This window comes from Bacillus sp. S/N-304-OC-R1, from assembly GCF_019749375.1.
Classification (GTDB): domain Bacteria; phylum Bacillota; class Bacilli; order Bacillales; family Cytobacillaceae; genus Cytobacillus.
Window position 1 is genome coordinate 36,899 of the sequence record NZ_JACWFE010000024.1, and the last position, 24,144, is coordinate 61,042.

The 24,144-nt window shown below is 38.4% G+C and carries 21 protein-coding genes, 1 other RNA gene and 1 other annotated feature; of the genes, 3 read left to right on the forward strand and 19 right to left on the reverse strand.

All coding sequences use genetic code 11. The annotated features are described in order from the left end of the window. Window positions 1-46 precede the first annotated feature (46 nt). The 4 genes from mnmA to H0173_RS18680 all read right to left on the reverse strand — a co-directional run bounded on the left by mnmA (window position 47) and on the right by H0173_RS18680 (window position 3,510). A complete protein-coding gene (gene mnmA / locus H0173_RS18665; protein WP_221848195.1) occupies window positions 47-1,162 on the reverse strand; it encodes a tRNA 2-thiouridine(34) synthase MnmA in 1,116 nt (371 codons plus the stop codon). A 30-nt stretch (window positions 1,163-1,192) separates the two neighbouring features. Then, the gene (locus H0173_RS18670) at window positions 1,193-2,335 is read right to left on the reverse strand and encodes a cysteine desulfurase family protein (RefSeq protein ID WP_221848198.1); all 1,143 of its coding nucleotides are present in this window, start codon (window positions 2,333-2,335) and stop codon (window positions 1,193-1,195) included. Window positions 2,336-2,410: 75 nt separating this feature from the next. Beyond that, entirely contained in the window at window positions 2,411-2,830 is a 420-nt protein-coding gene (gene cymR / locus H0173_RS18675; protein WP_221848199.1) for a cysteine metabolism transcriptional regulator CymR, read from the reverse strand. Then, the gene (locus H0173_RS18680; RefSeq protein ID WP_221848201.1) at window positions 2,830-3,510 is read right to left on the reverse strand and encodes a YczE/YyaS/YitT family protein; all 681 of its coding nucleotides are present in this window, start codon (window positions 3,508-3,510) and stop codon (window positions 2,830-2,832) included. The genes cymR and H0173_RS18680 overlap by 1 nt, the downstream gene beginning before the upstream one ends. Before the next feature lie 169 nt (window positions 3,511-3,679). Between H0173_RS18680 and H0173_RS18685 the strand changes: the two genes are divergently transcribed. Next, window positions 3,680-4,939: a replication-associated recombination protein A gene (locus tag H0173_RS18685; RefSeq protein ID WP_221848549.1), complete on the forward strand. Its 1,260-nt coding sequence runs from the start codon at window positions 3,680-3,682 to the stop codon at window positions 4,937-4,939. Between the two features lie 57 nt (window positions 4,940-4,996). Here the strand turns inward: H0173_RS18685 and H0173_RS18690 are convergent, their stop codons facing one another. The 5 genes from H0173_RS18690 to H0173_RS18710 are packed head-to-tail and all read right to left on the reverse strand — an operon-like array spanning window position 4,997 to window position 8,741. Beyond that, window positions 4,997-5,956: an ABC transporter permease gene (locus H0173_RS18690; protein ID WP_221848203.1), complete on the reverse strand. Its 960-nt coding sequence runs from the start codon at window positions 5,954-5,956 to the stop codon at window positions 4,997-4,999. A 1-nt stretch (window position 5,957) separates the two neighbouring features. Next, window positions 5,958-6,872, reverse strand: coding sequence for an ABC transporter ATP-binding protein (locus H0173_RS18695; RefSeq protein ID WP_221848205.1), 915 nt, complete (start codon window positions 6,870-6,872; stop codon window positions 5,958-5,960). Window positions 6,873-6,881: 9 nt separating this feature from the next. Next, entirely contained in the window at window positions 6,882-7,574 is a 693-nt protein-coding gene (locus H0173_RS18700) for an ABC transporter ATP-binding protein (RefSeq protein ID WP_221848207.1), read from the reverse strand. Beyond that, window positions 7,567-7,914 carry a GntR family transcriptional regulator gene (locus H0173_RS18705; protein ID WP_260631278.1) on the reverse strand — a complete coding sequence of 116 codons (348 nt, stop codon included), beginning with the start codon at window positions 7,912-7,914 and terminating at the stop codon, window positions 7,567-7,569. Before H0173_RS18705 ends, H0173_RS18700 begins: the two co-directional genes overlap by 8 nt. 38 nt (window positions 7,915-7,952) lie before the next feature. Beyond that, window positions 7,953-8,741: a hypothetical protein gene (locus H0173_RS18710; RefSeq protein ID WP_221848209.1), complete on the reverse strand. Its 789-nt coding sequence runs from the start codon at window positions 8,739-8,741 to the stop codon at window positions 7,953-7,955. Window positions 8,742-8,913: 172 nt separating this feature from the next. On the opposite strand from H0173_RS18710, the gene H0173_RS18715 reads away from it, so the two are divergent. After that, on the forward strand, window positions 8,914-9,435 hold the full coding sequence (locus H0173_RS18715) for a Myb-like DNA-binding domain-containing protein (RefSeq protein WP_221848211.1): 522 nt from the start codon (window positions 8,914-8,916) through the stop codon (window positions 9,433-9,435). Window positions 9,436-9,948: 513 nt separating this feature from the next. Here the strand turns inward: H0173_RS18715 and H0173_RS18720 are convergent. From H0173_RS18720 to H0173_RS18740, 5 genes are all read right to left on the reverse strand, one after another. Continuing rightward, window positions 9,949-10,716 (reverse strand): tRNA threonylcarbamoyladenosine dehydratase, encoded by a 768-nt coding sequence (locus H0173_RS18720; RefSeq protein WP_221848213.1) that lies wholly within the window; start codon window positions 10,714-10,716, stop codon window positions 9,949-9,951. Between the two features lie 199 nt (window positions 10,717-10,915). After that, window positions 10,916-11,106: non-coding RNA, 6S RNA (gene ssrS, locus H0173_RS18725), on the reverse strand. Window positions 11,107-11,231: 125 nt separating this feature from the next. Further along, entirely contained in the window at window positions 11,232-13,013 is a 1,782-nt protein-coding gene (aspS, locus tag H0173_RS18730) for an aspartate--tRNA ligase (RefSeq protein WP_221848215.1), read from the reverse strand. A 13-nt stretch (window positions 13,014-13,026) separates the two neighbouring features. Next, window positions 13,027-14,310 (reverse strand): histidine--tRNA ligase, encoded by a 1,284-nt coding sequence (hisS, locus tag H0173_RS18735; protein ID WP_221848217.1) that lies wholly within the window; start codon window positions 14,308-14,310, stop codon window positions 13,027-13,029. Between the two features lie 312 nt (window positions 14,311-14,622). Then, window positions 14,623-14,868 (reverse strand) — a binding site (T-box leader). A gap of 77 nt (window positions 14,869-14,945) precedes the next feature. Continuing rightward, the gene (locus tag H0173_RS18740) at window positions 14,946-15,101 is read right to left on the reverse strand and encodes a hypothetical protein (protein WP_221848566.1); all 156 of its coding nucleotides are present in this window, start codon (window positions 15,099-15,101) and stop codon (window positions 14,946-14,948) included. A 301-nt stretch (window positions 15,102-15,402) separates the two neighbouring features. On the opposite strand from H0173_RS18740, the gene H0173_RS18745 reads away from it, so the two are divergent. Beyond that, window positions 15,403-17,175, forward strand: a complete 1,773-nt coding sequence (locus H0173_RS18745) for an N-acetylmuramoyl-L-alanine amidase family protein (protein ID WP_221848218.1) — start codon at window positions 15,403-15,405, stop codon at window positions 17,173-17,175. Window positions 17,176-17,230: 55 nt separating this feature from the next. On the opposite strand, the gene dtd is transcribed toward H0173_RS18745, so the two are convergent. The 5 genes from dtd to H0173_RS18770 all read right to left on the reverse strand — a co-directional run bounded on the left by dtd (window position 17,231) and on the right by H0173_RS18770 (window position 24,004). Next, window positions 17,231-17,671, reverse strand: a complete 441-nt coding sequence (gene dtd, locus H0173_RS18750) for a D-aminoacyl-tRNA deacylase (RefSeq protein WP_221848220.1) — start codon at window positions 17,669-17,671, stop codon at window positions 17,231-17,233. A 12-nt stretch (window positions 17,672-17,683) separates the two neighbouring features. Beyond that, on the reverse strand, window positions 17,684-19,879 hold the full coding sequence (locus tag H0173_RS18755; protein ID WP_221848222.1) for a RelA/SpoT family protein: 2,196 nt from the start codon (window positions 19,877-19,879) through the stop codon (window positions 17,684-17,686). A gap of 307 nt (window positions 19,880-20,186) precedes the next feature. Then, the gene (locus H0173_RS18760; protein ID WP_221848224.1) at window positions 20,187-20,699 is read right to left on the reverse strand and encodes an adenine phosphoribosyltransferase; all 513 of its coding nucleotides are present in this window, start codon (window positions 20,697-20,699) and stop codon (window positions 20,187-20,189) included. Next, window positions 20,690-23,056, reverse strand: coding sequence for a single-stranded-DNA-specific exonuclease RecJ (gene recJ, locus H0173_RS18765; protein ID WP_221848226.1), 2,367 nt, complete (start codon window positions 23,054-23,056; stop codon window positions 20,690-20,692). Before recJ ends, H0173_RS18760 begins: the two co-directional genes overlap by 10 nt. 93 nt (window positions 23,057-23,149) lie before the next feature. After that, the gene (locus H0173_RS18770) at window positions 23,150-24,004 is read right to left on the reverse strand and encodes a cation diffusion facilitator family transporter (protein ID WP_396021276.1); all 855 of its coding nucleotides are present in this window, start codon (window positions 24,002-24,004) and stop codon (window positions 23,150-23,152) included. Between the last annotated feature and the right edge of the window lie 140 nt (window positions 24,005-24,144).

Sequence of the window (24,144 nt, forward strand, 5' to 3'; positions counted from 1 at the left end):
ACTCTGTTTAACAGATACGAATGAGCCCTATTGTAATGTTGTTTGTTTAACCAACATAATCTAGACGATTTCCATCTTTATAAATTTCATCGATCGTTCCGCCGCCAAGACATTCATCACCATTATAAAATACAACTGCCTGTCCTGGTGTTACTGCTCTAATTGGTTCATCAAAGATGACCTTAACTTTATTATCTTCCATGAGCTCAACAGTCACTTGGTTATCAGGCTGACGATATCTAAATTTAGCTGTGCATTTAAATGTTTTAGGCTTCTCGTTATTTGAAACCCAGCCAACATTCACTGCGGTAATTGAGTGTGAATACAGCTTCTCATTATGGAAACCTTGTCCAACATAAAGAACATTTCTCTTTAAATCTTTTCCAATAGCAAACCAAGGCTCACCTGATCCGCCAATTCCTAATCCATGGCGTTGACCAATCGTATAATACATCAGTCCATCATGCTTCCCCATTACTTTACCATCGAATGTTTCCATATTACCTGGCTGAGCAGGTAAATAGCTGCCAAGGAACTCCTTAAAGTTTCGCTCTCCAATAAAACAAATTCCTGTGCTGTCTTTCTTAGACGCAGTAGCAAGATTTGCTTGGAGTGCGATTTCTCTTACTTTTGACTTTTCAATATCCCCGATTGGGAACATAACCTTTTCAAGCTGAGCTTGTCCAAGCTGATTCAAGAAATAAGTTTGGTCCTTATTCTCATCTACCCCGCGCAGCATTTTATATTCGCCATCACGAAAAGCAACACGTGCATAATGTCCAGTTGCCAAATAATCCGCACCAAGCTTCATTGCATGCTCTAGAAATGCTTTAAACTTAATTTCTTTATTGCACATGACATCTGGATTCGGTGTGCGTCCAGCCTTATATTCATCAAGAAAATAGGTAAACACCTTTTCCCAATACTGTTTTTCAAAGTTAACAGCATAATAGGGAATACCTATTTGATTGCAGACCCGAATCACATCATTATAGTCTTCTGTTGCGGTACAAACTCCGTTTTCATCCGTATCATCCCAGTTTTTCATGAAAATACCGATAACATCATATCCTTGCTGTTTTAATAGCAGAGCAGCAACAGATGAATCAACGCCGCCGGACATTCCAATAACTACACGGGTATCTTTAGGGTCTTTTTTCATGTCATTTCACCACGTTTCTATCAAAAATTTCTATGTTGTAAGTCGTTTGACTATTTTACTCGTTTCCACAGCAGCCTTTTCAATTTGATCCAAAGTATTAAAAAGACCAAAGCTAAATCGAATTGAATTTTGAATTCGTTCATCATCCTTGCCGAACATCGAAACAAGAACATGTGAAGGATCGATTGATCCAGCTGTACATGCAGATCCGCTTGATGCAGCAACCCCAGCAATATCAAGATTAACTAGCATTGCCTCTACATTTGTACCGGGAAAGCTTAAGTTTAAAACATGAGGCAAGGAATAATCAAGTGATCCGTTTCGCTTAAATTCTACTCCATTGTCTGACAGCACTTTCATAAAAGCAGATTTAAATTGACCATACTCTTGCTTCTTCTTGTCCATCTCCTTCTGAGAAATGCGGACTGCTTCTAAAAATCCTGCGATAGATGGCACATTCTCAGTACCAGCCCGTCTTTTTCTTTCTTGCTCACCTCCGAATAAACGCGACGCAAGCTTAATATCACTATTGGCATATAAGAATCCTATTCCTTTTGGCCCGTTAATTTTATGTGCAGAAACAGACATTAAGTCAATTCCCAATTCATTTACATCAATTTTCTCAAGACCAAAAGCCTGGACAGCATCACTATGAAACTTAGCAGGATGTGAAGCGAGGATTCCACCAATTTTTTTAATTGGCTGAATCGTTCCTACCTCGTTATTTCCGTACATGATTGTCACTAAAATCGTATCGTCTCTTAAGGCATTTTCGAAATCATCAATTGAAATTCTTCCCTCTGAATCAACAGGCAAGTAAGTGACTTCAAATCCTTGCTTTTCGAGCTGCTCACAAGTATGAAGGACGGCATGATGTTCAATTTGTGTGGTGATGATATGCTTTCCTAAATGCTGATAGGAATAAGCAACCCCGAAAATTGCATGATTATCCGCTTCTGTACCTCCACTTGTAAAAATAATTTCATTTGGCTTTGCCCCAATGCTTTGTGCTATTTCTGAACGGGCTTCATCAATAATATGACGAGCTCCGCGACCAAAAGAATGAATGCTAGATGGATTTCCAAATTCTGAATTCATAACCACCATCATTTTTTCAATTACCTTTGGGTGCATTGGAGATGTTGCTGCATGATCGACATATATCCGCTCCAAATAATTTCACCTTCTTAACATTCTTACTGCTATTATTTTCTGCCTATGTTCCATTCATAACCTACAAACTAGTTATTAAATATAAAACATATAACTGTCCGTATTTCCATCATCTGTATAGTTTGCTAAATCTTCGAGAGTCGTATTGTCCAATACTTCCTTTACTGCATCACGAATTCTCATCCAAAGATGTTTCTTAGCAGGCTCTTCATCCTCAATTCCTTCTACAGGACTAATCGGTCCTTCTAAAACACGGATAATGTCACCCGCTGTTATGTTAGCAGGAAGATCTCCTAGAATATAGCCGCCATAAGCTCCCCGAATACTTTTCACTAATCCAGCATTGCGCAAAGGAGCAATGAGCTGTTCTAAATAATGTTCAGAAAGATCATTTGTTTGGGCAATTGATTTTAAGGAAATCGGTCCTTCTCCATGCTTCTTCGCCAATTCCATCATAATCGTTAAACCATAGCGGCCTTTCGTTGATATTTTCATTAACTTACACCTCGATTTTTTTCATTCAAAGCAGGTATTGACTGTTTTGCCTTCATTCTAGCTAGGAACCGGTCGGTAAATGCCTGACATTGCGGCAAGGCAAATCCGGCTAATGGTCCAATTGAAAGTCCAATAACCACTGTTCCCCAAAATACTGGCCCGCCAAGCTGCCATCCAATAATCAGCACGATGATCTCCATACAAACTCTTACTTGCCCTACTTTCCAGCCTGTCTTGGAAGTAAGTGCAATCATTAGACTGTCCCTTGGCCCCGCACCAAGCTGTGCAGAAATGTATATTCCCATGCCATAGCAGGAAAAGATAATTCCACATAAAAACATAATCATTTTCCCCACTAAAGAAGCAGGAGTTTGCATAAAGGGTAATAATAAATATAAATCAATAAATACTCCGACCAAAATCATATTTAAAAAAGCGCCCATTTTTGGGAACTCTTTAGAAATAAGTGAGGATATGGTCAAAATGACAACCCCGACAATAATCGACCAGCTGCCAATTGTTAGTCCAACCTGATAATATAAGCCAACGTGAAGAATATCCCAAGGAGTTGCACCTAGATCAGCAACAATTAACAATACAATTCCAAGACTCATAACTAAGAGCCCTGTTAAATAAACCATGAATCTAGGTCCTACTTGACCTCTTTTTGTCTTATTCATTTGTCCATATCTCCCCGATAAAAAAACTTATTCTCAGTATATAGATAGACTTTTGTTATTATAGCATATTTAAAGGTGATAATCATTTTGTGATTTCTTTTAATATGGTATGTTAGTTAATATTGAACGAAGCCAAATGCTTAAATGATTTGGAGTGAAATAGATGAATATAAAACCACTAGCCTTTCGGATGCGTCCTAGAACAATTGAAGAAATTATCGGTCAGGAGCATCTTGTTTCAGAAGGTAAAATAATAAATCGCATGGTAAAAGCGAAGCAGCTTTCTTCAATGATCCTATACGGCCCCCCTGGTATCGGAAAAACATCTATTGCCAGTGCAATTGCCGGAAGTACACGCTTCGCATTTAGAAACTTAAATGCGGTAACCAATAATAAAAAAGATATGGAAATTGTAGCGGCTGAAGCAAAAATGTCTGGAAAGGTTATCCTTCTCCTCGATGAAGTCCACCGGCTCGATAAAGGCAAACAGGATTTCTTGCTGCCTTATTTAGAAAATGGAATGATTACACTAATTGGCGCAACAACTAGTAATCCCTATCATGCAATTAATCCTGCTATTCGCAGCCGCTGTCAAATTTTCGAATTAAAGCCTTTATCCATAGAAAATATAAAAGAGGCTTTACTGCGCGCTACCCAGGATAAGGAACGGGGATTAGGAGAGAAAAATGTTCAAGTAACGGATGAGGCATTAACCCATTTTGCAACAGCCTCTAATGGAGATGTTCGCAGCTCCTTAAACGCTCTAGAACTAGCAGTTTTGTCTACTGAGCCTAATAGTGATGACATTATTTTCATTGATTTAGCTGCCGCTGAAGAATGTATGCAGCGAAAAAGTCTAACTCATGATAAAGACGGGGATGCTCATTATGATGTTCTTTCCGGGTTCCAAAAGTCTATTAGGGGAAGCGATGTCAATGCTGCTCTGCACTATTTAGGCAGGCTGATAGAAGCAGGAGATCTCCAGAGCATTAGCAGGCGGTTATTAGTCATTGCTTATGAGGATATTGGCCTTGCCTCACCTCAAGCTGGTGCCAGAACCCTTGCAGCGATTGAAGCTGCCGAAAGAGTTGGCTTTCCAGAGGGGCGGATTCCGTTAGCCAATGCCGTTATTGAGCTTTGCCTTTCCCCAAAATCAAACTCTGCCATCATGGCAATAGATTCAGCACTTGCGGATATTCGGAAAGGATCAAGCGGAGAGGTTCCTGATCATCTAAAGGATGCCCATTACCAAGGAGCAAAGGAGCTTGGCCGCGGAATTGATTATAAATACCCTCATGATTATGAAGGCGGCTGGGTAAAGCAGCAGTATCTGCCTAATAAAATCAAAAACAAGGTTTACTACCATCCTAAGAAAACCGGCAAATTCGAACAGGCTTTATCTGTTATTTATTCAAATCTTCAAAAATAAGCAAAAAAGATGAAATCAGCTATTTAGTGATTTCATCTTTTTTCTAGTTTGTAATAGCTATGCAGCAACGTCTCTTTTCTTAAATACATAGAAAGCTATACACTGGAATATAGCAAAGTACAAAATTAACATGATAATTGAAAACCCTAATGACATTCCTTCAACCAAAGGGGATCCTTCAAAATATTGCAGTAAATCTGTGTTTGCAAACAAAATATATTTTGCCCACTCATATTTCATAGAGACAAGCATTGTAACCTGTCCTCCCATGAATAGAAGGAAGATCGACAAGCCAATCGCCAATGAACTATTTCTAAAAGCTGCTGAGATCATGAAGGCCATAGTAGCTAGCATGAGCATATTAATCGATTTTAGACCGTAATAATTGATCATATGGACAAACATGCTTTGTTCCGTTACTTTCCCATTATAATAGTTTAAATATGGAGTTGACTCCTCTGGCATTCCAAAAAGAATTGCACCTAATCCTGCTGAATACATAAACAACAGTACAAGTAAAAACATACCAAAAATCAGGACTGTTAAATACTTAGAAAGCAGTATTTTCCCTCGTTTTATTGGACGAATTAATAGCAGCTTTATTGTACCCCAATTAAATTCACTTGCAACAATACTTGCTGCAATAATAATGGTGAATAAGCCTACAAATTCAATAGATTGTGAAACATCGTCAACAAATCCCCATATTGAATAATTTTCATTAGGTGAAATATCATGCTCAATCCGATAGGTGTTAATAGCTATTTCTCTTTCGTAACTATCTCTCATATGCCTTGTTAAAGAAGGGCCCATTTCATCTAGCTGTTTCTGATTGCTTTCATTTTGAATCTGCAGCCCCCTTTTCCATTCTGAATTATGGGGAACTGATAATTTTGTCTCCTGATATTTTATAAATCCGCCTGCAACTGTTGTGACGAACAAAAGGATGCCGATCATTACATAAGTTCCAGGACGCTTAAATATTTTCATCAATTCATTTTGAATCAATCTAAACATGCTAGATCACCTCCTGTGAAGTTACTTCAAGGAAACGATCTTCTAATGTTTTCGTCATTTCCTTTATTCCATAAATGTGAATCTCTTTTTGAACAAGCTCTTTCACGATGGATGGCACAGCCTCTCTTTTTAACGGAAGGGCAACTCCTGTTTCGGTTAACTGTACTTGAACATTTGTGAGCAGTCCTCTTAATACTTCACTTGCCATTTCCTTTTGTCCAACTTCAATTTCATATACCTTCTCGTTTCCTTGGACAAAATCATTAATAAGCTGAACATCGATGAGCTTCCCTTTTTGAATAATCCCAATCCGGTCACACATCATTTCCATTTCTGATAAAAGGTGACTTGATACTATAACAGCCATTTCCTTTTCCCTTGCCAGTTTTCTTAAATGATCTCTGATTTCCCTAATCCCAGCCGGATCTAAACCATTGGTCGGTTCATCAAGAATTAATACCTTTGGATCATGGAGCAGGCATTGTGCCAGCCCTAATCGCTGTCTCATTCCTAATGAATAAGTTTTCACCTTATCATGAATTCTGTCTGTTAAACCAACAAGCTCTACTGTTTCATTTATCTTTTCTTTTGTGATGCCAGATGACATTCTTGCGTAATGAATTAGATTTTGATAACCGCTCATAAATTTATACATTTCTGGATTTTCAACAATCGCCCCTACATGAGTAACTGCTTTTTCAAAATCTGTTTTAATACTATGGCCAAGAATTTTAATATCGCCATCTGTGATCCCAATTAATCCGACAATCATTCGAATCGTTGTTGTCTTTCCGGCGCCATTCGGACCAAGAAAACCAAATACTTCTCCTTTATTCACATCGAAAGTCAATGAATCGATAATTGTTTTGCCTTTAATGACTTTTGTAACATTTTGAATTTCAACTACTGCTTTCATTCCTTCCCCTCATTCCTTAAATGTCTTTTTCATCCACTCAATAATAGAAAGACCTTCCATCTCCCTTAATTCCTCCACATCCCGGCGCCCAATTATTTTGCCATTCTGTATAGCTAGGACTTCATCAAGCAATGGCTCTATTTCATCAATTTCATGTGTCGCAATTATCACAATCTGATTTTCATAATCAATATAAGATAAAAGTCCTTTAACGATTGATTCCCTAACCATCGGATCAAGTCCTGAGAACGGTTCATCCAATAATAAAACGGCTGCCTCCCTTGAGAGTGCAAGGACAAGCTTTAATCGTCCACGATTCCCCTTTGATAACTGTTTAATTTTTTTCGTTGGGTCAAGCTTCATGAATTGAAGTAATTCTTCAGCACGCTCCATTCGGAAATCTTGAAATTGTGATGAATAGAAATCAATCAGATCCTTTACCTTAAATGACTGATAGAAATGGTCCAGTTCTGACATGAATGCCACACTTTCGGCAATTCTCCGATCGGATTTTTTCCCATTCACAATTACCTTTCCGCTAGTAGGATGCACAAGTCCGCCAATCATTTTTAATGCTGTTGATTTCCCGCTGCCATTAGGTCCAAGCAGGCCATAAATTTTTCCGGCTTCAAGCTTAAATGAAACATCATCCAGACCCATTTCGCTGCCATATCTTTTCGTGACATGCTGAAATTCAATCATCCCCATCTTCCCGCTTTCGTTTAATATAAAATTCTAATCCTGATACCATCTCTTCTTCTGAAAATCCGAGCTCTTTCATGTTAATAAAAAACGCTTCAATAATATCCATTTGCAGCTTTATCTTTAATTCTTTTATTAAACTTAAATTTTCAGTCACAAATGTCCCTTGCCCGCGCTTCGTCTCCACGATTTCCATCCTCTCTAACTCGCTATATGTCCGTTGAATCGTATTTGGATTAACACCGGTTTGTATCGCCATCTCACGTACAGAAGGGAGTTTGTTTCCAGGCAATAAATCTCCTCTGGCGATTTGCTGGTTAATTTTTTCTGCAATCTGCATATAAATGGGCTTCGATGCTTGGAATTCTTCTCCCACAACTACACCTCCACTTTCCGCTCTACTAGCCAAACGGCTGCAAGAAAAACAAGAAGTGATACGACAGTATAAATAATTCCGTTCATGATTGATATCTGGGCAGTGTCCACTAGACCAGCTGAAACCATTGCTTTCCCTGCTTCAAACTGAAATGTTTTCATAGAATTTAACTTGATCACACCGATATTTTTTAGTTTTTTATAAAACGGTAAATTTTGAATAAAATAGCTTGCCGAAGTAAGTAAAACCCATAATCCGATGACAATCGGCCAGCGAAATGGTTTGGCAGCTGGTATGGCTTTTAATGAATGAAATAGGGACCAATAAAACAAAAACCAGATTCCAAAATAGAGGGAAGTAAGACCAAGTGCAGCTCCTATCAAATTCAAATTCGGAAAAGGTTTTTGAGCAAATTGATTAAAAGTCTCAGCAAATATTGAGTGATTAATTTGCCAATCCGCCATTAATAGCGCAACCGTAAATGAAATTAGGAAATAAATCGTTCCTGCTGTCAGCTTTGCAAGAAAAAGCATCCAACCGTGATTGGGGTTGTGCAGCCAGAGCTGTGTACGCGCTTCAATGCTTAATGAATTTATTAAATATCCAGGCAAATAGAAGACATGGCCAACTACAACCATGATCGATATGATAGGCATAACCACTGTTTCATTGAGGTAATGTGATAATCCCAAACCACCTAAATAAGATAATATCAATATTCCTATTCCAACTAGAAACCAGATTCTCGTTATCTTTATTTCTTTTATTAATAATCCTTTAAATGCTTTCAAAATTCGCCCCTCCTTGTATGAGTGTTTCAGTGTTCTAGTCAAATAGTACACGGATACAGAGTAAAGAGTCAATACTTTTTCGCCATTTTTAGTAAAAATAGGCATTTGCATATTTTCGTTTTGATCGGTGAGGATAAAGCATATAATTCTATGATAGAAAAGGGGTGAAAGGATGAAGGAAAGAGGTGCTTTGTGGACGGAATATGAGGAGAATCAATTGATTGAAATTGTAAATGAGTATGTATTAAACGGAGATACAAAGACTTCTGCTTTCAAAGCGGCAAGTGAAGAATTGGGAAGAACGGCTAGTGCCTGTAAATCGAGATGGAATTCTGTCTTAAAAGAGAAAACAGAAACAAGTGATACTGCCCCTAAAGAATCCTCAAAACATCAAAAGCCTGAACTTTCTCAGATAAAGAAAACAGATCAAGAGCCAATTTTATATTTAGATGAAGTGATAACATTTCTTGAAGACTTTACTGTGGGGAATCCGAACTGTGAGTTAGTGAAGGAGAATCAGCAGCTCAAAGAAGAATTCCATTCCTTAAATAAAAAACACAAGCAGCTTTTGAACACATTAGCAGCCAAGCAGGAACAGTTTACAATCGAAATGGAAAAGTATGAAAGCGTCTTAATAATTCTAATGCAGGCTGATCAATTATTGAAGCAAGAGCCGATTAGGATGGTGCATTAATGGTGTCGGATAACTAGGGGGCACAGCTTTTATGATGGACAGTGCGGTTTTCATTTTAACTTGCCGGTCAGCTCTGTTATGACGGACAGCTTGACTTGCTTTTTGACTCGACTTGTCCGTCATCCCCGTCATGACGGACACCTCGACTGACTTTTCAGCTCAACTTGGCCGTCAGCTCTGTCATGACGGACAGCTTGACTGACTTTTCAGCTCAGCTTGGCCGTCAGACTCATTTTGACGGACAGCTTGACTAACTTTTCAGCTCAACTTGGCCGTCATCCCCGTCATGACGGACACCTCGATTGATTTTTCAGCTCAACTTGGCCGTCATCTCTGTCATGACGGACAGCTTGACTGACTTTTCAGCTCAGCTTGGCCGTCATCCTCATTTTGACGGACACCTCAGCTGGCTTTTCATCTCAGCTTGGCCGTCATCCCGGAGGACAAGCTGAGTCAAATGAATTCCCTTCGAATTCAAACAAAAAAGCCCAGCAAATGCTGGACTCATAACCTTTATTTCTCATCTTTCACTCGGCTCACTTTAATATCTTGAAGCAGCTGTCTAACAACATAGCTTGCCATAACTAAACCTGCTACGGATGGAACAAACGCATTGGAAGAAGGCGGCATTTTTGCTTTCCGAATGACAGCATCATCTTTTCCTACTTCCTTTCTTACTTCTTCACGAATGACAATTGGACTTTCATCAGAAAACACGACAGGGATTCCCTTACGGATTCCTTCTTTTCTCAAGCGAGTACGAATCACCTTTGCGATCGGATCTGTATGGGTTTTGGAGATATCTGCAATTTGGAAACGAGTTGGATCCATTTTATTCGCAGCACCCATGCTTGAAATCATCGGGATGTTTCTCTTTAAGCATTCTTTCATTAAATGAATTTTATAAGAGATTGTATCAGATGCATCAATGACAAAGTCTAATCCATATTCGAAAAACTGCTCATATGTTTCTTCTGTGTAAAACATTTTTAGAGCGATTACCTCGCATTCTGGGTTAATATCCATAATCCGTTCTTTCATTAATTCAACCTTTGGACGGCCAACTGTTGAAAGCAAAGCAATGATTTGTCTGTTTACATTTGTAATATCCACATCATCTTTATCGACAAGGACTAAACGGCCGACACCTGAACGAGCTAGTGCTTCGGCAGCAAATGTACCAACTCCGCCAATTCCAAGAACAGCAACTGTGCTGTTTTTCATAATGTCTAGACCTTCTTTGCCGATGGCAAGCTCGTTTCTAGAAAATTGATGTAACATATATTCTCAACTCCATACCCCATTAAAAATTTCGATTTCTAAAAATAGTTCTTCTTTTGTTTTTCCCGATATTGAATATACCATACTTTTTAATAAAAATAAGTATTTCCATAGGAATTAAGAGATATAATTTTTTCCCTTTATTCAAAATAAAAATCCATCCCTGTCGCGGAATGGATTGAATGTTCATGTGTAAGGAAAGAGTCCCAATCGTGCCGTCGCTTAGATGCCTTCGTTTTGAACCCGCACTCAGCAGGTGGGTGTCCTGTTTCTGCTTTTGTAAGTCCTCAAATCGACGAGGCATTTACGCGGCAATAGAAAACTCGGACTCCCGAAGGATAATATGTTCGGTCAAAATGTCAGGTTACACAACGAACACATCAGGACTCTTAAAGATTAATTAAATTTTATCATATCTAAATATCTCTTTCAAGCAAGCAAACGTAGGACAATTCTCATTTTTTTACAGAAAAAACGCATACTTACAGTAAGAAAAAGGAATCAGTTGTGCAATTCTAGTTACCTTTTACTTTGCTTAAATTCAAGGCTAAATGAAGATCATTTAGCTGAGCTTCACTAACCTCGCCAGGAGCATCTGTTAATAAGCAGCTTGCACTTGCAGTTTTCGGGAACGCGATTGTATCACGAAGATTTGTTCTGCCAGCCAATAACATAACCAATCTGTCTAAACCAAGTGCAATTCCGCCATGCGGAGGAGTTCCATATTCGAATGCTTCCATTAAGAAACCAAATTGTTCATTTGCTTCTTCCTCTGTGAAACCAAGTACTTTAAACATTTTCTCCTGTACCGCTCTTTCAAAAATACGAAGAGAACCGCCGCCAAGTTCATAACCATTTAGGACAAGGTCATAAGCTTGTGCTCTAACTTGGGATGGATCTGTTTCAAGCAATTCTAGATCCTCTCTAAATGGCATTGTGAATGGATGATGAGCAGCAAAATAACGGCCAAGTTCTTCATCATATTCTAATAACGGCCAGTCAGTAATCCATAGGAAGTTAAACTTGCTTTTGTCAATCAGATCTAATTCTTTTCCTAGCTTTAATCGAAGTGCACCTAGAGCATCAGCGACAACATTTTTCTTATCTGCCACAAATAGCAGCAAGTCACCTGTATCAACTGAAAGTGCAGCATATATTCCTTTTTGTTCTTCCTCAGTAATAAATTTAGCAATTGGTCCCTTTAAGCCATCTTCTTCAGCTTTTAACCATGCAAGACCTTTCGCACCGTATACAGCTGCGTATTCAGTTAAAGCATCTATATCTTTGCGTGAATATTTACTGCCGCCATTTTTCACATTGATAGCCTTTACTTGTCCACCTGAAGAGACAGCACCTGCAAACACTTTAAAGCTTGAATCCTTAACAATTTCAGATAAATCTGTTAACTCCATACCAAAACGTGTATCCGGTTTATCTGACCCAAAACGGTCCATTGCATCCTGATAAGTCATTCGAGGAAAAGGAGTTTCGATATCAAGGCCTTTGACATCCTTCATCACTTTTTTCATCATATTTTCCATAAGCGCGATGATCTCGTCTTGGCTCATAAAGCTCATTTCCATATCGACCTGAGTAAATTCAGGCTGACGGTCAGCACGCAAATCTTCATCACGGAAGCAGCGAGCGATTTGATAATATCTTTCAAATCCGCCTACCATTAATAACTGCTTAAAAATTTGCGGTGATTGAGGCAGTGCATAAAATTCACCCGGATGAACACGGCTAGGCACTAGGTAATCACGTGCACCTTCTGGCGTGCTCTTCGTTAAGATTGGTGTTTCAACATCTAAGAAGCCCTCGCCATCTAAGAAATCTCTCATTGCCTTTGTTACTCCATGGCGCATTTTAAAAGTTTCAAACATGACAGGTCTTCTTAAATCAAGATAACGATACTTTAGACGAACATCCTCATTAACATCTGTCTTGTCATCGATGATAAATGGCGGTGTTTTTGCCTCATTCAAAATAGAAATTTTATTAACTAGGACCTCGATGCGGCCAGTTTTTAAATTTTCATTGACCGTTCCATCTTGACGGGCTACAACTTCCCCTTCAATATCGACAACAAATTCACTTCTTACTTTCTCTGCAACGGCAAGTGCCTCTTGTGAAACTTCCGGATTAAATACAATTTGGACAATGCCAGTACGGTCACGTAAATCAATAAAGATTAGACCGCCTAAATCGCGGCGCTTTTGAACCCATCCTTTTAAAACAATCTTTTCGCCGATAGCGGCTTCTGTCACTTCTCCGCAGTAATACGTTCTCCCAAACATTTCCTTATTCCTCCTACATCTGCTTCTTTAATAGCTCCGCAAATTTTTCTACAAAAGTACTAAGATCTAATTCTGTTTGCTCTCCTGTTTCCATTGATTTAAGGTTGATTTTATTTTCTTTAAGCTCATCTTCACCTAAAATCGCCACATATTTCGCATTGGAACGGTCAGCAGCCTTAAATTGGGCTTTTATTTTTCTATCTAAATAATCTCTATCCGCTGAGAATCCTGCTAGACGAAGCTTTTGCAGCAGCCCAACTGTGTAATCTTTAGCTTCTTCCCCAAGAGATACGAGATAACAATCGATTTCTTCCTTAAGCGGAAGCTTTACTTGTTCTGCCTCTAGTGCTGCAATAAAACGTTCAATACTCATTGCAAAGCCAATTCCTGGCGCTTCTGGCCCTCCGATTTCTTCCGTTAGTCCGTTGTAACGTCCGCCTCCGCATAGTGTTGTGATTGCGCCAAATCCTTCAGCATCACTCATGATTTCAAATGCTGTATGATTATAATAATCAAGTCCGCGAACTAGATTTGGATCAACTATAAAATCAATTTCAAGATTTTTTAAATATTGCTGAACCTTGTCAAAGTAGTTTTTCGAATTATCATTTAGATAATCAATAATCGACGGAGCGGAATTCATTAGCTCATGCTCTCTGTCTTGTTTACAATCAAGAATTCGCATCGGATTCTTTTCTATTCGATTTTGACAATCTGAACAAAACTCACCGATTCTCGGTTTAAAATGATTTACTAATGCTTCACGATGTGCACTTCTGCTTTCTTTGTCACCGAGGCTATTAATAACCAGCTTCAGCTTTTTCAAGCCCAGCTCCTTGTATAAAGAAATTGCTAAGGCAATCACTTCTGCATCAATTGCAGGGTCATTGCTGCCAATTGCTTCTACGCCAAATTGAACAAATTGGCGGTAACGCCCTGCCTGTGGACGTTCATAACGGAACATTGGCCCCATATAATAAAGCTTTACCGGCTGAGTCGCATCTCCAAACATTTTATGTTCAACATAGGAACGAACTACAGCTGCTGTTCCTTCAGGTCTTAATGTTAGGCTGCGTTCTCCGCGGTCTTCAAATGTATACATTTCTTTTTGAACGATATCTGTCGTATCTCCAACGCTTCGTAAAAATAACTCTGTATGTTCAAAAATAGGTGTTCTAATTTCACGATATTGAAATCTTTTACATAGCTCTCTTGCCTTTTCCTCAATCAGCTGCCATTTTTCAATTTTTCCAGGGAGAATGTCCTGTGTTCCCCGTGGAATTCGGATTGACGTCATTTATTAGTCCTCCTCTATCAATCAAAATTATTATTTTTTAATCGGCTCTTTTCGCATTGATTGTTGTTTTTGTCTTTGTAATTTGCCCGTTAATTTCCGCTGCGGGCACTTGCTTTCCGCGGGGAGGGACGGGAGCCTCCTCGGCTAATGCCTGCGGGGTCTCCCGCTTCCCTCCATTCCCGCAGGAGTCAAGTGCCCTCCGCTCCAATCAACTCAGATTTTTAAATTAATTTTCTCACTAATAAAGCAACTAACTTTACAAAAACAGCCTTTTAATAAAATAAAAAAGCCCCCGCCTCCTTGTATATAAATACAAGGGACGAGAGCTTGTAATTTCCCGTGGTGCCACCCTAATTGAAAACATAATAAATATATGCCTTCCTCTTTTACAGTTAACGCCTGTGAACGTTCAGCTCCTACTAAAGGAAATAGCCTTTTTCAGAGAGAAACCTACGAAGTGTTCTTTCATTAAATCATCATGGAGAAATGCTTTCAGCCTATGACATTTCTTCTCTTTCCATGTGGGGCTTAACTACTGTTCTTCATCAACGGTATATCATCAATTTATTTTTAAAAATATATCCTAATATTTATATTATCATACGTATCATGATTAATAATGTCAATAGGGTTCATTAAGATCGTTCTAAATGTTTTTTCAGCTTCCTCACATCCCTAATGGTTAAACCAAATTCGGATGCTAACTCCACCATATTATGACTTTGTTCTTTTTGAATGAAATCATGAAAATCTACACCGAATAGCTGGTTTTCTCCTTGCTGAACAGACATTCCCTTGTCTCCGAATCTCATTTTGGATCACCCTTTATACAATTAGTCTCCTTTATTCTCTCCATATTTGACTAAAAAATTTCTCTATCTTTTTAAAATAGAAAAATTAAAAGCAAGATGATTATAAAAGGAATTCTCCGTTTTTAAGCGAACTATTATAAGTGGCTAACTTCGAACTAAAACTCTTTTTTACGAGATAAGAGTTGAAAATGGCTTGACTGAGAGCAATATTTTTGTTTTTCTTTAAGATGAAGAATTTGCCAGACGTCATTTAAAAAGTGCTATAGAAAGGAGTGTGCTAATGCTTAGAAAGAATCATTCTATCATGTTCCTTTGCCTCATTCTTTTCATAGGATTGGCAACTCCCCTGTCATCTGTTCATGCAGAAACAGAGGCAGTTAAAGTTGGAACTGATCAATTAAACATTCGCAAAGGACCAGGGCTAAGCTACCCTATAGTAGCAAAAGCGAAAAAAGGAGAACAGTATCCATTACTATCAGAAAAGAACGAGTGGATGGAAATTCAGCTTGGAAACGGTGTTCGCGGCTGGGTAGCAAATTGGCTTGTTACAAAAGTAAATGCGAATCAAAGTACTAATCATTCAGCTGACACACTTGGGAAAAATAAGACTGCGATCATCTCTTCAGATGGTCTCCGAATAAGAAAGGGACCAGGGACAAGCTACGCTGTAATTGGAACCGCTAATAAAGGAGACAAGTTTACTGTACTTAGTCAAAATGGAGATTGGGTAAACCTTCAAACCCCGTTCGGCAGCGGCTGGGTTTCCAATGATTTTGTTCAGTTACAAACTACTAATGCCAGCAATTCTAGCGGAAAGTCACAAGGAATCATTTCCGTCAATTCCTTAAATGTTAGAAGTTCACCATCTCTTAATAGTTCTATCATTGGAAAATTGCAATTAGGAGATAATGTCAGCATCCTATCACAAACGAGTGAATGGACAGAGATTTCCTTTGCTGGAACAAATGCATGGATTAGCAGTCAATACATTCAACATAGTAACTCTCAATCAAGCCAAGTAGCCGAAACGAAAGACAATAAAACTATTAATACTGGGAAAACAGGGAGAGTAACGGCCACATCTCTTATTGTTAGAGAATCTGCTTCTCTTAATGGAAGGCCCATCAGTTCTGTACAAAAAGACGAAACACTTCAAATTATTGAAGAAACGAATAACTGGTCAAAAATTGAATATGCAAAAGGTGCCTACGGCTGGGTAGCAAGCTGGTATTTGGACAAGTCTGAGTCCAATCCCCCTGTTTCCAACGGACAAAAAGTAAAGGATAGCACTCTGACCATTAGTCATAATGGATCAAACATAAGAAAAAGTCCGAGTACCCAATCTGATGTCGTCTATATAGCAAATCAAGGGGATATTTTTGACATCATTAGCATACAAAATGACTGGTATGAAATTCGCCTTGCAGATGGGAACAGCGGTTATATTGCCGGCTGGATCGTATCAGTAAACGGATCGGCTCCGACAATCGAAAAACCAGGATCTGTAACCGGTTTAAAAAATAAAATGATTGTCATTGATCCCGGTCATGGCGGGAGAGATAATGGAACAACCGGTGCAAGAGGAACGCTCGAAAAAAATTTAACTTTGCAAACAGCTTATAGTTTATATGAAAAATTAAAGGCCACCGGAGCAAATGTTATTTTAACTCGCAGCAATGATACATATATCCCATTGTCGTCAAGAGTCTACACATCGCACTATCATAATGCCGATGCATTTGTTAGTATTCATTTCGACAGTAGTACAGACCGTAGTGTTAACGGATTGACTACTTATTATTATCATGACTATCAAAAGAACTTGGCAGCTAGTGTACATTCTTCAGTTACCGTAAAAAGTAATATAAAAGACCGCGGTTACCGATTTGGTGATTATTATGTTCTTAGAGAAAATAAACGAAATGCCATTTTGTTAGAGCTTGGTTACTTAAGTAACCCAACTGAAGAAATTCTTATTTCTTCCGGTCAATATCAAGATACAGTCACAACTGGCATTTATCAGGGGCTAGCAAAATATTTCCAATATAATTAAATTGAAAAAGGTCAGACATATTCATACTTTCGTATGAACAATGTCTGACCTTTTATTATTTACTATCAACAATTAAGGTAACTGGTCCATCATTGATTAGCTGTACATCCATCATGGCACCAAATTCCCCTGTTTCAACCTTAAGCCCTTTTTCTTCAAGATAAGCATTAAAGGCTTCATATATTTTCAAGGCGTGATCAGGTCTAGCCGCATCCATAAAGTTTGGTCTGCGGCCTTTCCGGCAATCCCCATATAGTGTGAATTGTGAAACTGATAAAATGTCTCCGCCTTTATCTAAAATTGATAAATTCATTTTTCCGCTTTCATCTTCAAACACTCGCAGATTCGCAATTTTATCAGCTAGAAAGGCAGCATCCTTCTCATTATCATCATGGGTAACACCAACTAAAAGAACAAAGCCTTTTGGAATGCTTCCTACAACTTCTCCATTAACCGTAACACTTGCTTCCTTGCTTCGCTGTACAACAACACGCATAACAAATACTCCTTAATTCATAATCCTGCGGACTGCATACACATCAGGAATCTGTTTAATCCGTTCAACCACTTTTTGGAGGTGATTGACATTGTGAATAGCTATCGTCATATTTATGGTTGCTGCTTTATTCCGATCAGAACGTCCAGATACAGCAGAAATATTTGTCTTTGATTCATTCACTGCCTGCAGAACTTCGTTTAATAATCCCCGTCTGTCATAGCCGGTAATTTCAATTTCAACACTATATTCCTTGCGATCATTTAAGTCAGTTTCCCATTCAACAGGTATTAATCTCTCTTTAGCCTCGTCATTTACGATATTCGTACAGTCAGCCCGGTGAACGGAAACACCGCGGCCTTTTGTAATAAAGCCGACAATATCATCCCCTGGTACTGGGTTACAGCAGCGGGAAAGCCTTATAAGTAAATTATCAATACCGGAAACTCGAACGCCAGATTCCCGCTTTTTAGCAGTAGGAAATGATTTCAATTCAGAAACAGCATTAGTAATATCTGCTTCCTGCTCCAAATCACGCTTTCTCCGGTGTTTTTCTGTTAAACGGTTGGCTACCTGAAGAGCAGTTACACCATTGTAGCCGACTGCGGCATACATGTCTTCCTCATTCGTAAAGTTGAATTTCTCCGAAACACGTTTAATATTGTCTGGGGTTAGAATCTCTTTTAGATCGAAATCCATATTACGAATTTCTTTCTCAATTTGTTCTTTCCCTTTTTCAACATTTTCATCTCTTCTTTGTTTTTTGAAGAATTGACGAATTTTGTTTTTTGCTTGGGAAGTTTGAGCAAGCTTTAGCCAATCTTTGCTTGGACCATAGGAATGCTTTGAAGTCAAAATTTCAATGATATCGCCAGTTTTTAGCTTATAATCAAGCGTAACCATCTTTCCATTAATCTTTGCACCTATCGTCTTATTACCAATTTCTGAGTGAATGCGATAGGCAAAGTCAATGGGAACCGATCCCGATGGAAGCTCAATAACGTCGCCTTTTGGAGTAAAGACGTATACCATATCTGAAAACAAATCGATTTTCAATGATTCCATAAATTCTTCAGCATTTACTGAGTTATCCTGAAACTCTAAAATCTCACGGAACCAGGAAAGCTTATTTTCAATCGAAGAAGCTTCGTTTACACTTTTGCCTTCCTTATAAGCCCAGTGGGCAGCAATCCCGAATTCAGCGATTCGATGCATTTCAAATGTTCGAATTTGTACCTCTAACGGATCTCCCTTTGGACCAATAACAGTCGTGTGAAGAGATTGATACATATTTTGCTTTGGCATGGCAATATAATCCTTAAACCGGCCTGGCATCGGCTTCCAGCATGTATGAATAATACCAAGCACCGCATAGCAATCTTTTATACTATTTACTACAATTCTTACCGCAAGCAAATCATAAATTTCATTGAATTGCTTGTTTTGGAGAGCCATTTTTCGATAAATACTATAAATATGCTTTGGTCTTCCTGATATTTCAGAACGGATGGAAACCTCGTTCATCCTTGTACGCATTTCAACTATGACATCTTCAAGATATTGCTCCCGCTCAGCTCTTTTCTTTTTCATTAAATTAACAATTCGATAGTATTGCTGGGGATTTAAATATCTTAATGCAGTGTCCTCAAGCTCCCATTTAATTTTTGAGATTCCGAGACGATGGGCGAGAGGTGCAAAGATTTCCAGTGTTTCATTTGAAATACGGCGCTGTTTCTCCACAGGCAAATGCTTAAGTGTGCGCATATTATGAAGTCTGTCTGCAAGCTTAATAAGGATCACACGGATATCCTGAGCCATTGCGACAAACATTTTCCGGTGGTTTTCTGCCTGCTGTTCTTCTTTTGATTTATATTTAATTTTTCCAAGCTTAGTTACACCGTCAACAAGCATCGCTACTTCTTCATTGAAGGCTTCCTTGATGCCTGCTAGTGTAACGTCTGTATCCTCTACAACATCATGAAGAAAACCGGCTGCAACCGTTGAAGGATCCATTTCTAAATCCGCTAAAATACCTGCAACTTGTATGGGATGGATGATGTAAGGCTCACCCGATTTTCTATATTGTTCACGATGGGCATGCCTTGCATAATCATATGCTTTTTGTACAAGTGCCACATGCTCATCATTTAAATATAATTTTGTTCTGTCGATGACTTGTTCAGCGGTCAGAACATGATCGTTCGCCATGGGATCACCTTTTATTATTAGTTTTCATTTGTCGATTTGTCATTTTCCGTTTAAAACTGTCATAACAAAATTAGAATGATTGCTACTATTATCGAAAAAAAAAGTGAATATGTAAAGGGTTACCGATTATTTTCCTGAAAAATAAAAAGTTTGTCGAATTTTGTCTCCGTTAGGTAATCATTACCTTTGTTATTTATTTTCAATTTTTATATAAGAATAGGCACATTGAATAGAAGTTATTCATATCCACACAGGAGAAGTTTATCATAATAAAAAGAGCGCTAACATATGAGCGCTCAAATCGTTATTAGTATTCCATTAATGTTAGAATATCATATTTTCCAAGCTTTTCGCGGCCGTTTAAATAAGATAATTCGATTAAGAAGGCAATTCCAGCAACAACGCCTCCTAATTGTTCAACCAATTCAATAGTAGCTTCAATAGTACCGCCAGTTGCTAGTAAATCATCAGTTATTAGGACTCTTTGTCCTGGCTTGATTGCATCTTTATGGATAGTTAGGACATCCTTGCCATACTCTAAACCGTACTGGACTTTAATTGTTTCTCGAGGAAGTTTTCCTTCCTTTCTAACAGGAGCAAAGCCTACTCCGAGCGAATAAGCTACTGGACAGCCGATAATAAATCCGCGAGCCTCTGGACCAACTACTAAGTCGATTTGCTTTTCCTTCGCGTATTCAACAATTTTGTCTGTAGCATATCTATATGCATCACCATTATCCATTAATGTTGTTATATCCTTGAACTGAATACCTGGCTTTGGCCAGTCTTGGACGATTGTAATATATTGTTTTAAGTCCATTCTTTTACTTCCTCCTCAAGTTTCACCGACCCATGGATTACTGAATCAAAAAAGCCTTTTAGCTGCTGATAGGTTGAATATAGCAATTCGCTTTCGACCGAGTATTGTGCACGCCTATGCTCATAAATTTGTGAATCAGTTAAATCACGTTTTTGTGAAGAACTATTAATAGAAATTAATCCATTGTTTATTTTAACAAAATCTAATTCAAAAAACACCTGTAACATGAAGTCAATTGATTCTCTGCTCCATCCTTTGTGCTTGGCAATATCATCTTTATATTGCTGCAAATTAAATGGTCCCTTTTTCATAATAAAAGCATAAAACCATTTAAAATGATCACGCGTTGGCAGAGTACTGAAAAAAGTGCTCTCTTCTTTAAAAAAATGAGTGTATATCCTAGATGGGATTTTCCCTGAAAATAACTTGCTCAATAGATCCTTGGAAGGCGGCAGGTCGGTTAATATAACGTTCTCATTATTAATATCTAGTGCAGCAGCTTCCTCATCTGAACTTACTGTTACCATATTTTCATTTATATATGTTTTAAATTTCGAAGCATTTTCCTGATTAAACACAATCCACTTACATCGATCTTTTGGAATTAAATCAAACAATTGCTCAAAACGTTTAATCCCTCTAATATCAAATAACTGCCAATCTTGAATTGCTAAATCTTGCAAAAAGATTTGTGGCTTTCGTATATTATTCCACTCATTAATTGAAAGTTCCCCTATAACGGATATCTTGGAATATGGAGAAATATGATCAAATAATTCACCTAAACCGAAACCAACACCATCAAGCATACTGCCTTCATTTTCAATCGTCAGTTTCAAATGATTTTGCTCTGAACCAATTTTTCTTATATTTGAAATGCTCGCATCCTTAATTAAAATCTTTGGTTTAGGATTGTCCATCCCGTATGGGGCAAGCATTTGCATTTCCTCTATTGAGGCAAGATGAATTTCACCCATTTGTATGATTCCGTCAAGTGTCGTAACAGGAATAAAATCTTCTTCCTTCAATACATTCTTTGCTGCATGATTCAGTCTATTTCTAAGCTCATCAACATGCTCCAGCTTCAAAGTCATCCCTGCTGCCATCGGATGCCCGCCAAAATGAGGCAGAATATCTCTGCATTCTGAGAGGTTCTTAAATAAATCAAAGCCTAAAATACTCCGTGCAGATCCCTTTGCTATGCCCTTTTCTTGATCAAAGCTTAGAACAATGGCAGGACGATAAAATCTCTCAACCAGCTTAGAGGCAACAATCCCAACAACTCCCGGATTCCAGCCCTCTTGACCAACGACAAGAACGGCATTTTCAGTAATGGGGTATTTTTCTTCTACCTGCTTAATTGCCTCATTCGCAATATCATGTACTAATGCCTGTCTTTCTTTATTCATTTGTTCTATTTCTTCAGCTATAGCTTCCGCCTCATATATGTCATCTGTTAAAAGCAGGTCAACAGCTGGATCTGCACTGTCCAATCTACCGGCAGCATTTAAACGAGGTGCAATAAGAAAACCAATCGTTTCTTCTGAAATAGAACTGGCATCCACTTTATTTAACTTCAATAAAGCTGTAAGACCAACATTTTTTGTAGTCTTTAGCTTTTTTAAGCCTTTTTTCACGAGTAAACGATTTTCACCTTTCAGGGAAACTAAATCCGCAATCGTTCCGATAGCTGCAATTTCCAGCAGATGCTCAGGCAGTTCCCCGAATAGCGCATGTGCTAATTTAAAGGCAACCCCCACACCTGCAAGCTCCCGAAAAGGATACACGCTGTCAGGAAGCTTTGGATGAATAATAGCTAATGCCTTAGGAAGTTCAGGTCCTGGTTCATGATGGTCTGTTATGATTAAATCTAAGCCAAGCTCAGCAGCTGCATCTGCTTCTTTAACAGCCGCAATTCCTGTATCTACAGTAATAATCAGCTTAATCCCTATTTCTGAAGCATATTGAAATGCTGGAATATTAGGCCCATACCCCTCCGTAAAGCGATTAGGTATATAGAACTCGACATTGGCTCCTAATTCTCTTAGAGTTTTCATCATAACGGTCGTACTCGTTACACCATCGGCATCATAGTCTCCAAAAATTAAGATAGGCTCATTATTGTCAATCGCCTTCTTAATCCTTGATACAGCGATGTCCATACCTGTTAATAAAAATGGATCATGAAATTCTAGTTTATGATCAAATAAAAAATCTTGAGCTATTTCTGGTGATTCTATTCCTCTATTTACGAGCAATGAAGCAACGAGAGGAGTTATATTTAAATGTTTGACAAGAATATTTTGCTTCTCTTCGTCTGTTTCCCGAACAATCCACCTTGTTTTTGAATGTAACATTTGTTCACCTCTCAACTTTTTAATTATACAAGAGCCCATTAGCTGTTTCAATCTCAGTGTAAAAAAAGAAAAAACAGCGAGGACTCTCGCTGTTTAGTCATTTACATTATAGGGGTTAATATGGACAAATACATTATGAACATTGTCCATTTCCATTAATCTTTCCTTCACATCTTTTCCGACCCGATGACCTTCTTCCACAGTCATGTTTGGATCTACCGAAATCTTCAAATCAATAATAACGTAATGTCCATGTTCTCTGGCATGAAGCTGATTTATTTTTTTTACCTCTTTCACACTTTCAACTGTTTTTCTTAGTTCAACCGTATCTTCCTCATGCAGAACATGGTCAAGTGTATTGTGGATCGATTCTTTACCTAAAGACCACGACATTTTAATAACCATCAGTGACACAACGACACCGGCTACAGGATCTGCATATTCAAGCCAGTGTATTCCCATTTTCCCGCCAAGTATAGCAGCACCAATTCCTACAAGTGCTGCAAGGGATGAATATACATCCGAACGATGCTCATAAGCATTTACAATTAAAGCATCACTATTCAACTCACGACCTAATTTAAACTTATAGCGAAACAGCCCTTCCTTTACAATGATGGAAAAGATTACAGCCGCAATGGCAATTGTTTTTGGAGGTTCAATTGGTTTAAAAAATGCAGTGAAAGACGATTTACCTATTTGAATTCCAACTAATAATAATAACACGGCAACAATTATAGCTGCTATAGATTCTGCTTTACCATGTCCATATGGATGGTCTTCATCCGGAGGCTGTTTAGCTGCTTTTAAGCCTAAATAGACTGCCAATGATCCAGCAATATCCGAAGCCGAATGAACAGCATCTGCAATTAAGGCGCGGCTTCCTGAATAGACGCCAATTCCCCACTTAACAAGTGCAAGAAGAATGTTAATGACAATACCAAGCATGGCGGCAAATTCTGCCCTTTTAAAGCGATCTTGATTACTCAAATTGAAACTTCCTTCCTCAAATGAACTTACCGTTAGTTTATCCTATTTTCATTGAATATGAACAAAAAGTAACAATGAGAAAGCCTCAGGAAAATCCT

Bases quoted from the DNA above. Each gene is read 5' to 3' on its own strand.
- H0173_RS18705 (WP_260631278.1), bottom strand. From the start codon at position 7,914: ATGCAGATTGCAGAAAAAATTAACCAGCAAATCGCCAGAGGAGATTTA.
- H0173_RS18745 (WP_221848218.1), top strand. From the start codon at position 15,403: ATGCTTAGAAAGAATCATTCTATCATGTTCCTTTGCCTCATTCTTTTC.
- H0173_RS18755 (WP_221848222.1), bottom strand. From the start codon at position 19,879: ATGGCGAACGATCATGTTCTGACCGCTGAACAAGTCATCGACAGAACA.
- H0173_RS18770 (WP_396021276.1), bottom strand. From the start codon at position 24,004: ATGCTTGGTATTGTCATTAACATTCTTCTTGCACTTGTTAAGTGGGGA.
- aspS (WP_221848215.1), bottom strand. From the start codon at position 13,013: ATGTTTGGGAGAACGTATTACTGCGGAGAAGTGACAGAAGCCGCTATC.
- hisS (WP_221848217.1), bottom strand. From the start codon at position 14,310: ATGACGTCAATCCGAATTCCACGGGGAACACAGGACATTCTCCCTGGA.
- H0173_RS18760 (WP_221848224.1), bottom strand. From the start codon at position 20,699: ATGGACTTAAAACAATATATTACAATCGTCCAAGACTGGCCAAAGCCA.
- cymR (WP_221848199.1), bottom strand. From the start codon at position 2,830: ATGAAAATATCAACGAAAGGCCGCTATGGTTTAACGATTATGATGGAA.
- H0173_RS18695 (WP_221848205.1), bottom strand. From the start codon at position 6,872: ATGAAAGCAGTAGTTGAAATTCAAAATGTTACAAAAGTCATTAAAGGC.
- recJ (WP_221848226.1), bottom strand. From the start codon at position 23,056: ATGTTACATTCAAAAACAAGGTGGATTGTTCGGGAAACAGACGAAGAG.
- mnmA (WP_221848195.1), bottom strand. From the start codon at position 1,162: ATGAAAAAAGACCCTAAAGATACCCGTGTAGTTATTGGAATGTCCGGC.
- H0173_RS18720 (WP_221848213.1), bottom strand. From the start codon at position 10,716: ATGTTACATCAATTTTCTAGAAACGAGCTTGCCATCGGCAAAGAAGGT.
- H0173_RS18715 (WP_221848211.1), top strand. From the start codon at position 8,914: ATGAAGGAAAGAGGTGCTTTGTGGACGGAATATGAGGAGAATCAATTG.
- H0173_RS18680 (WP_221848201.1), bottom strand. From the start codon at position 3,510: ATGAATAAGACAAAAAGAGGTCAAGTAGGACCTAGATTCATGGTTTAT.
- dtd (WP_221848220.1), bottom strand. From the start codon at position 17,671: ATGCGTGTTGTTGTACAGCGAAGCAAGGAAGCAAGTGTTACGGTTAAT.
- H0173_RS18740 (WP_221848566.1), bottom strand. From the start codon at position 15,101: ATGTCTGTTCAGCAAGGAGAAAACCAGCTATTCGGTGTAGATTTTCAT.
- H0173_RS18690 (WP_221848203.1), bottom strand. From the start codon at position 5,956: ATGTTTAGATTGATTCAAAATGAATTGATGAAAATATTTAAGCGTCCT.
- H0173_RS18700 (WP_221848207.1), bottom strand. From the start codon at position 7,574: ATGATTGAATTTCAGCATGTCACGAAAAGATATGGCAGCGAAATGGGT.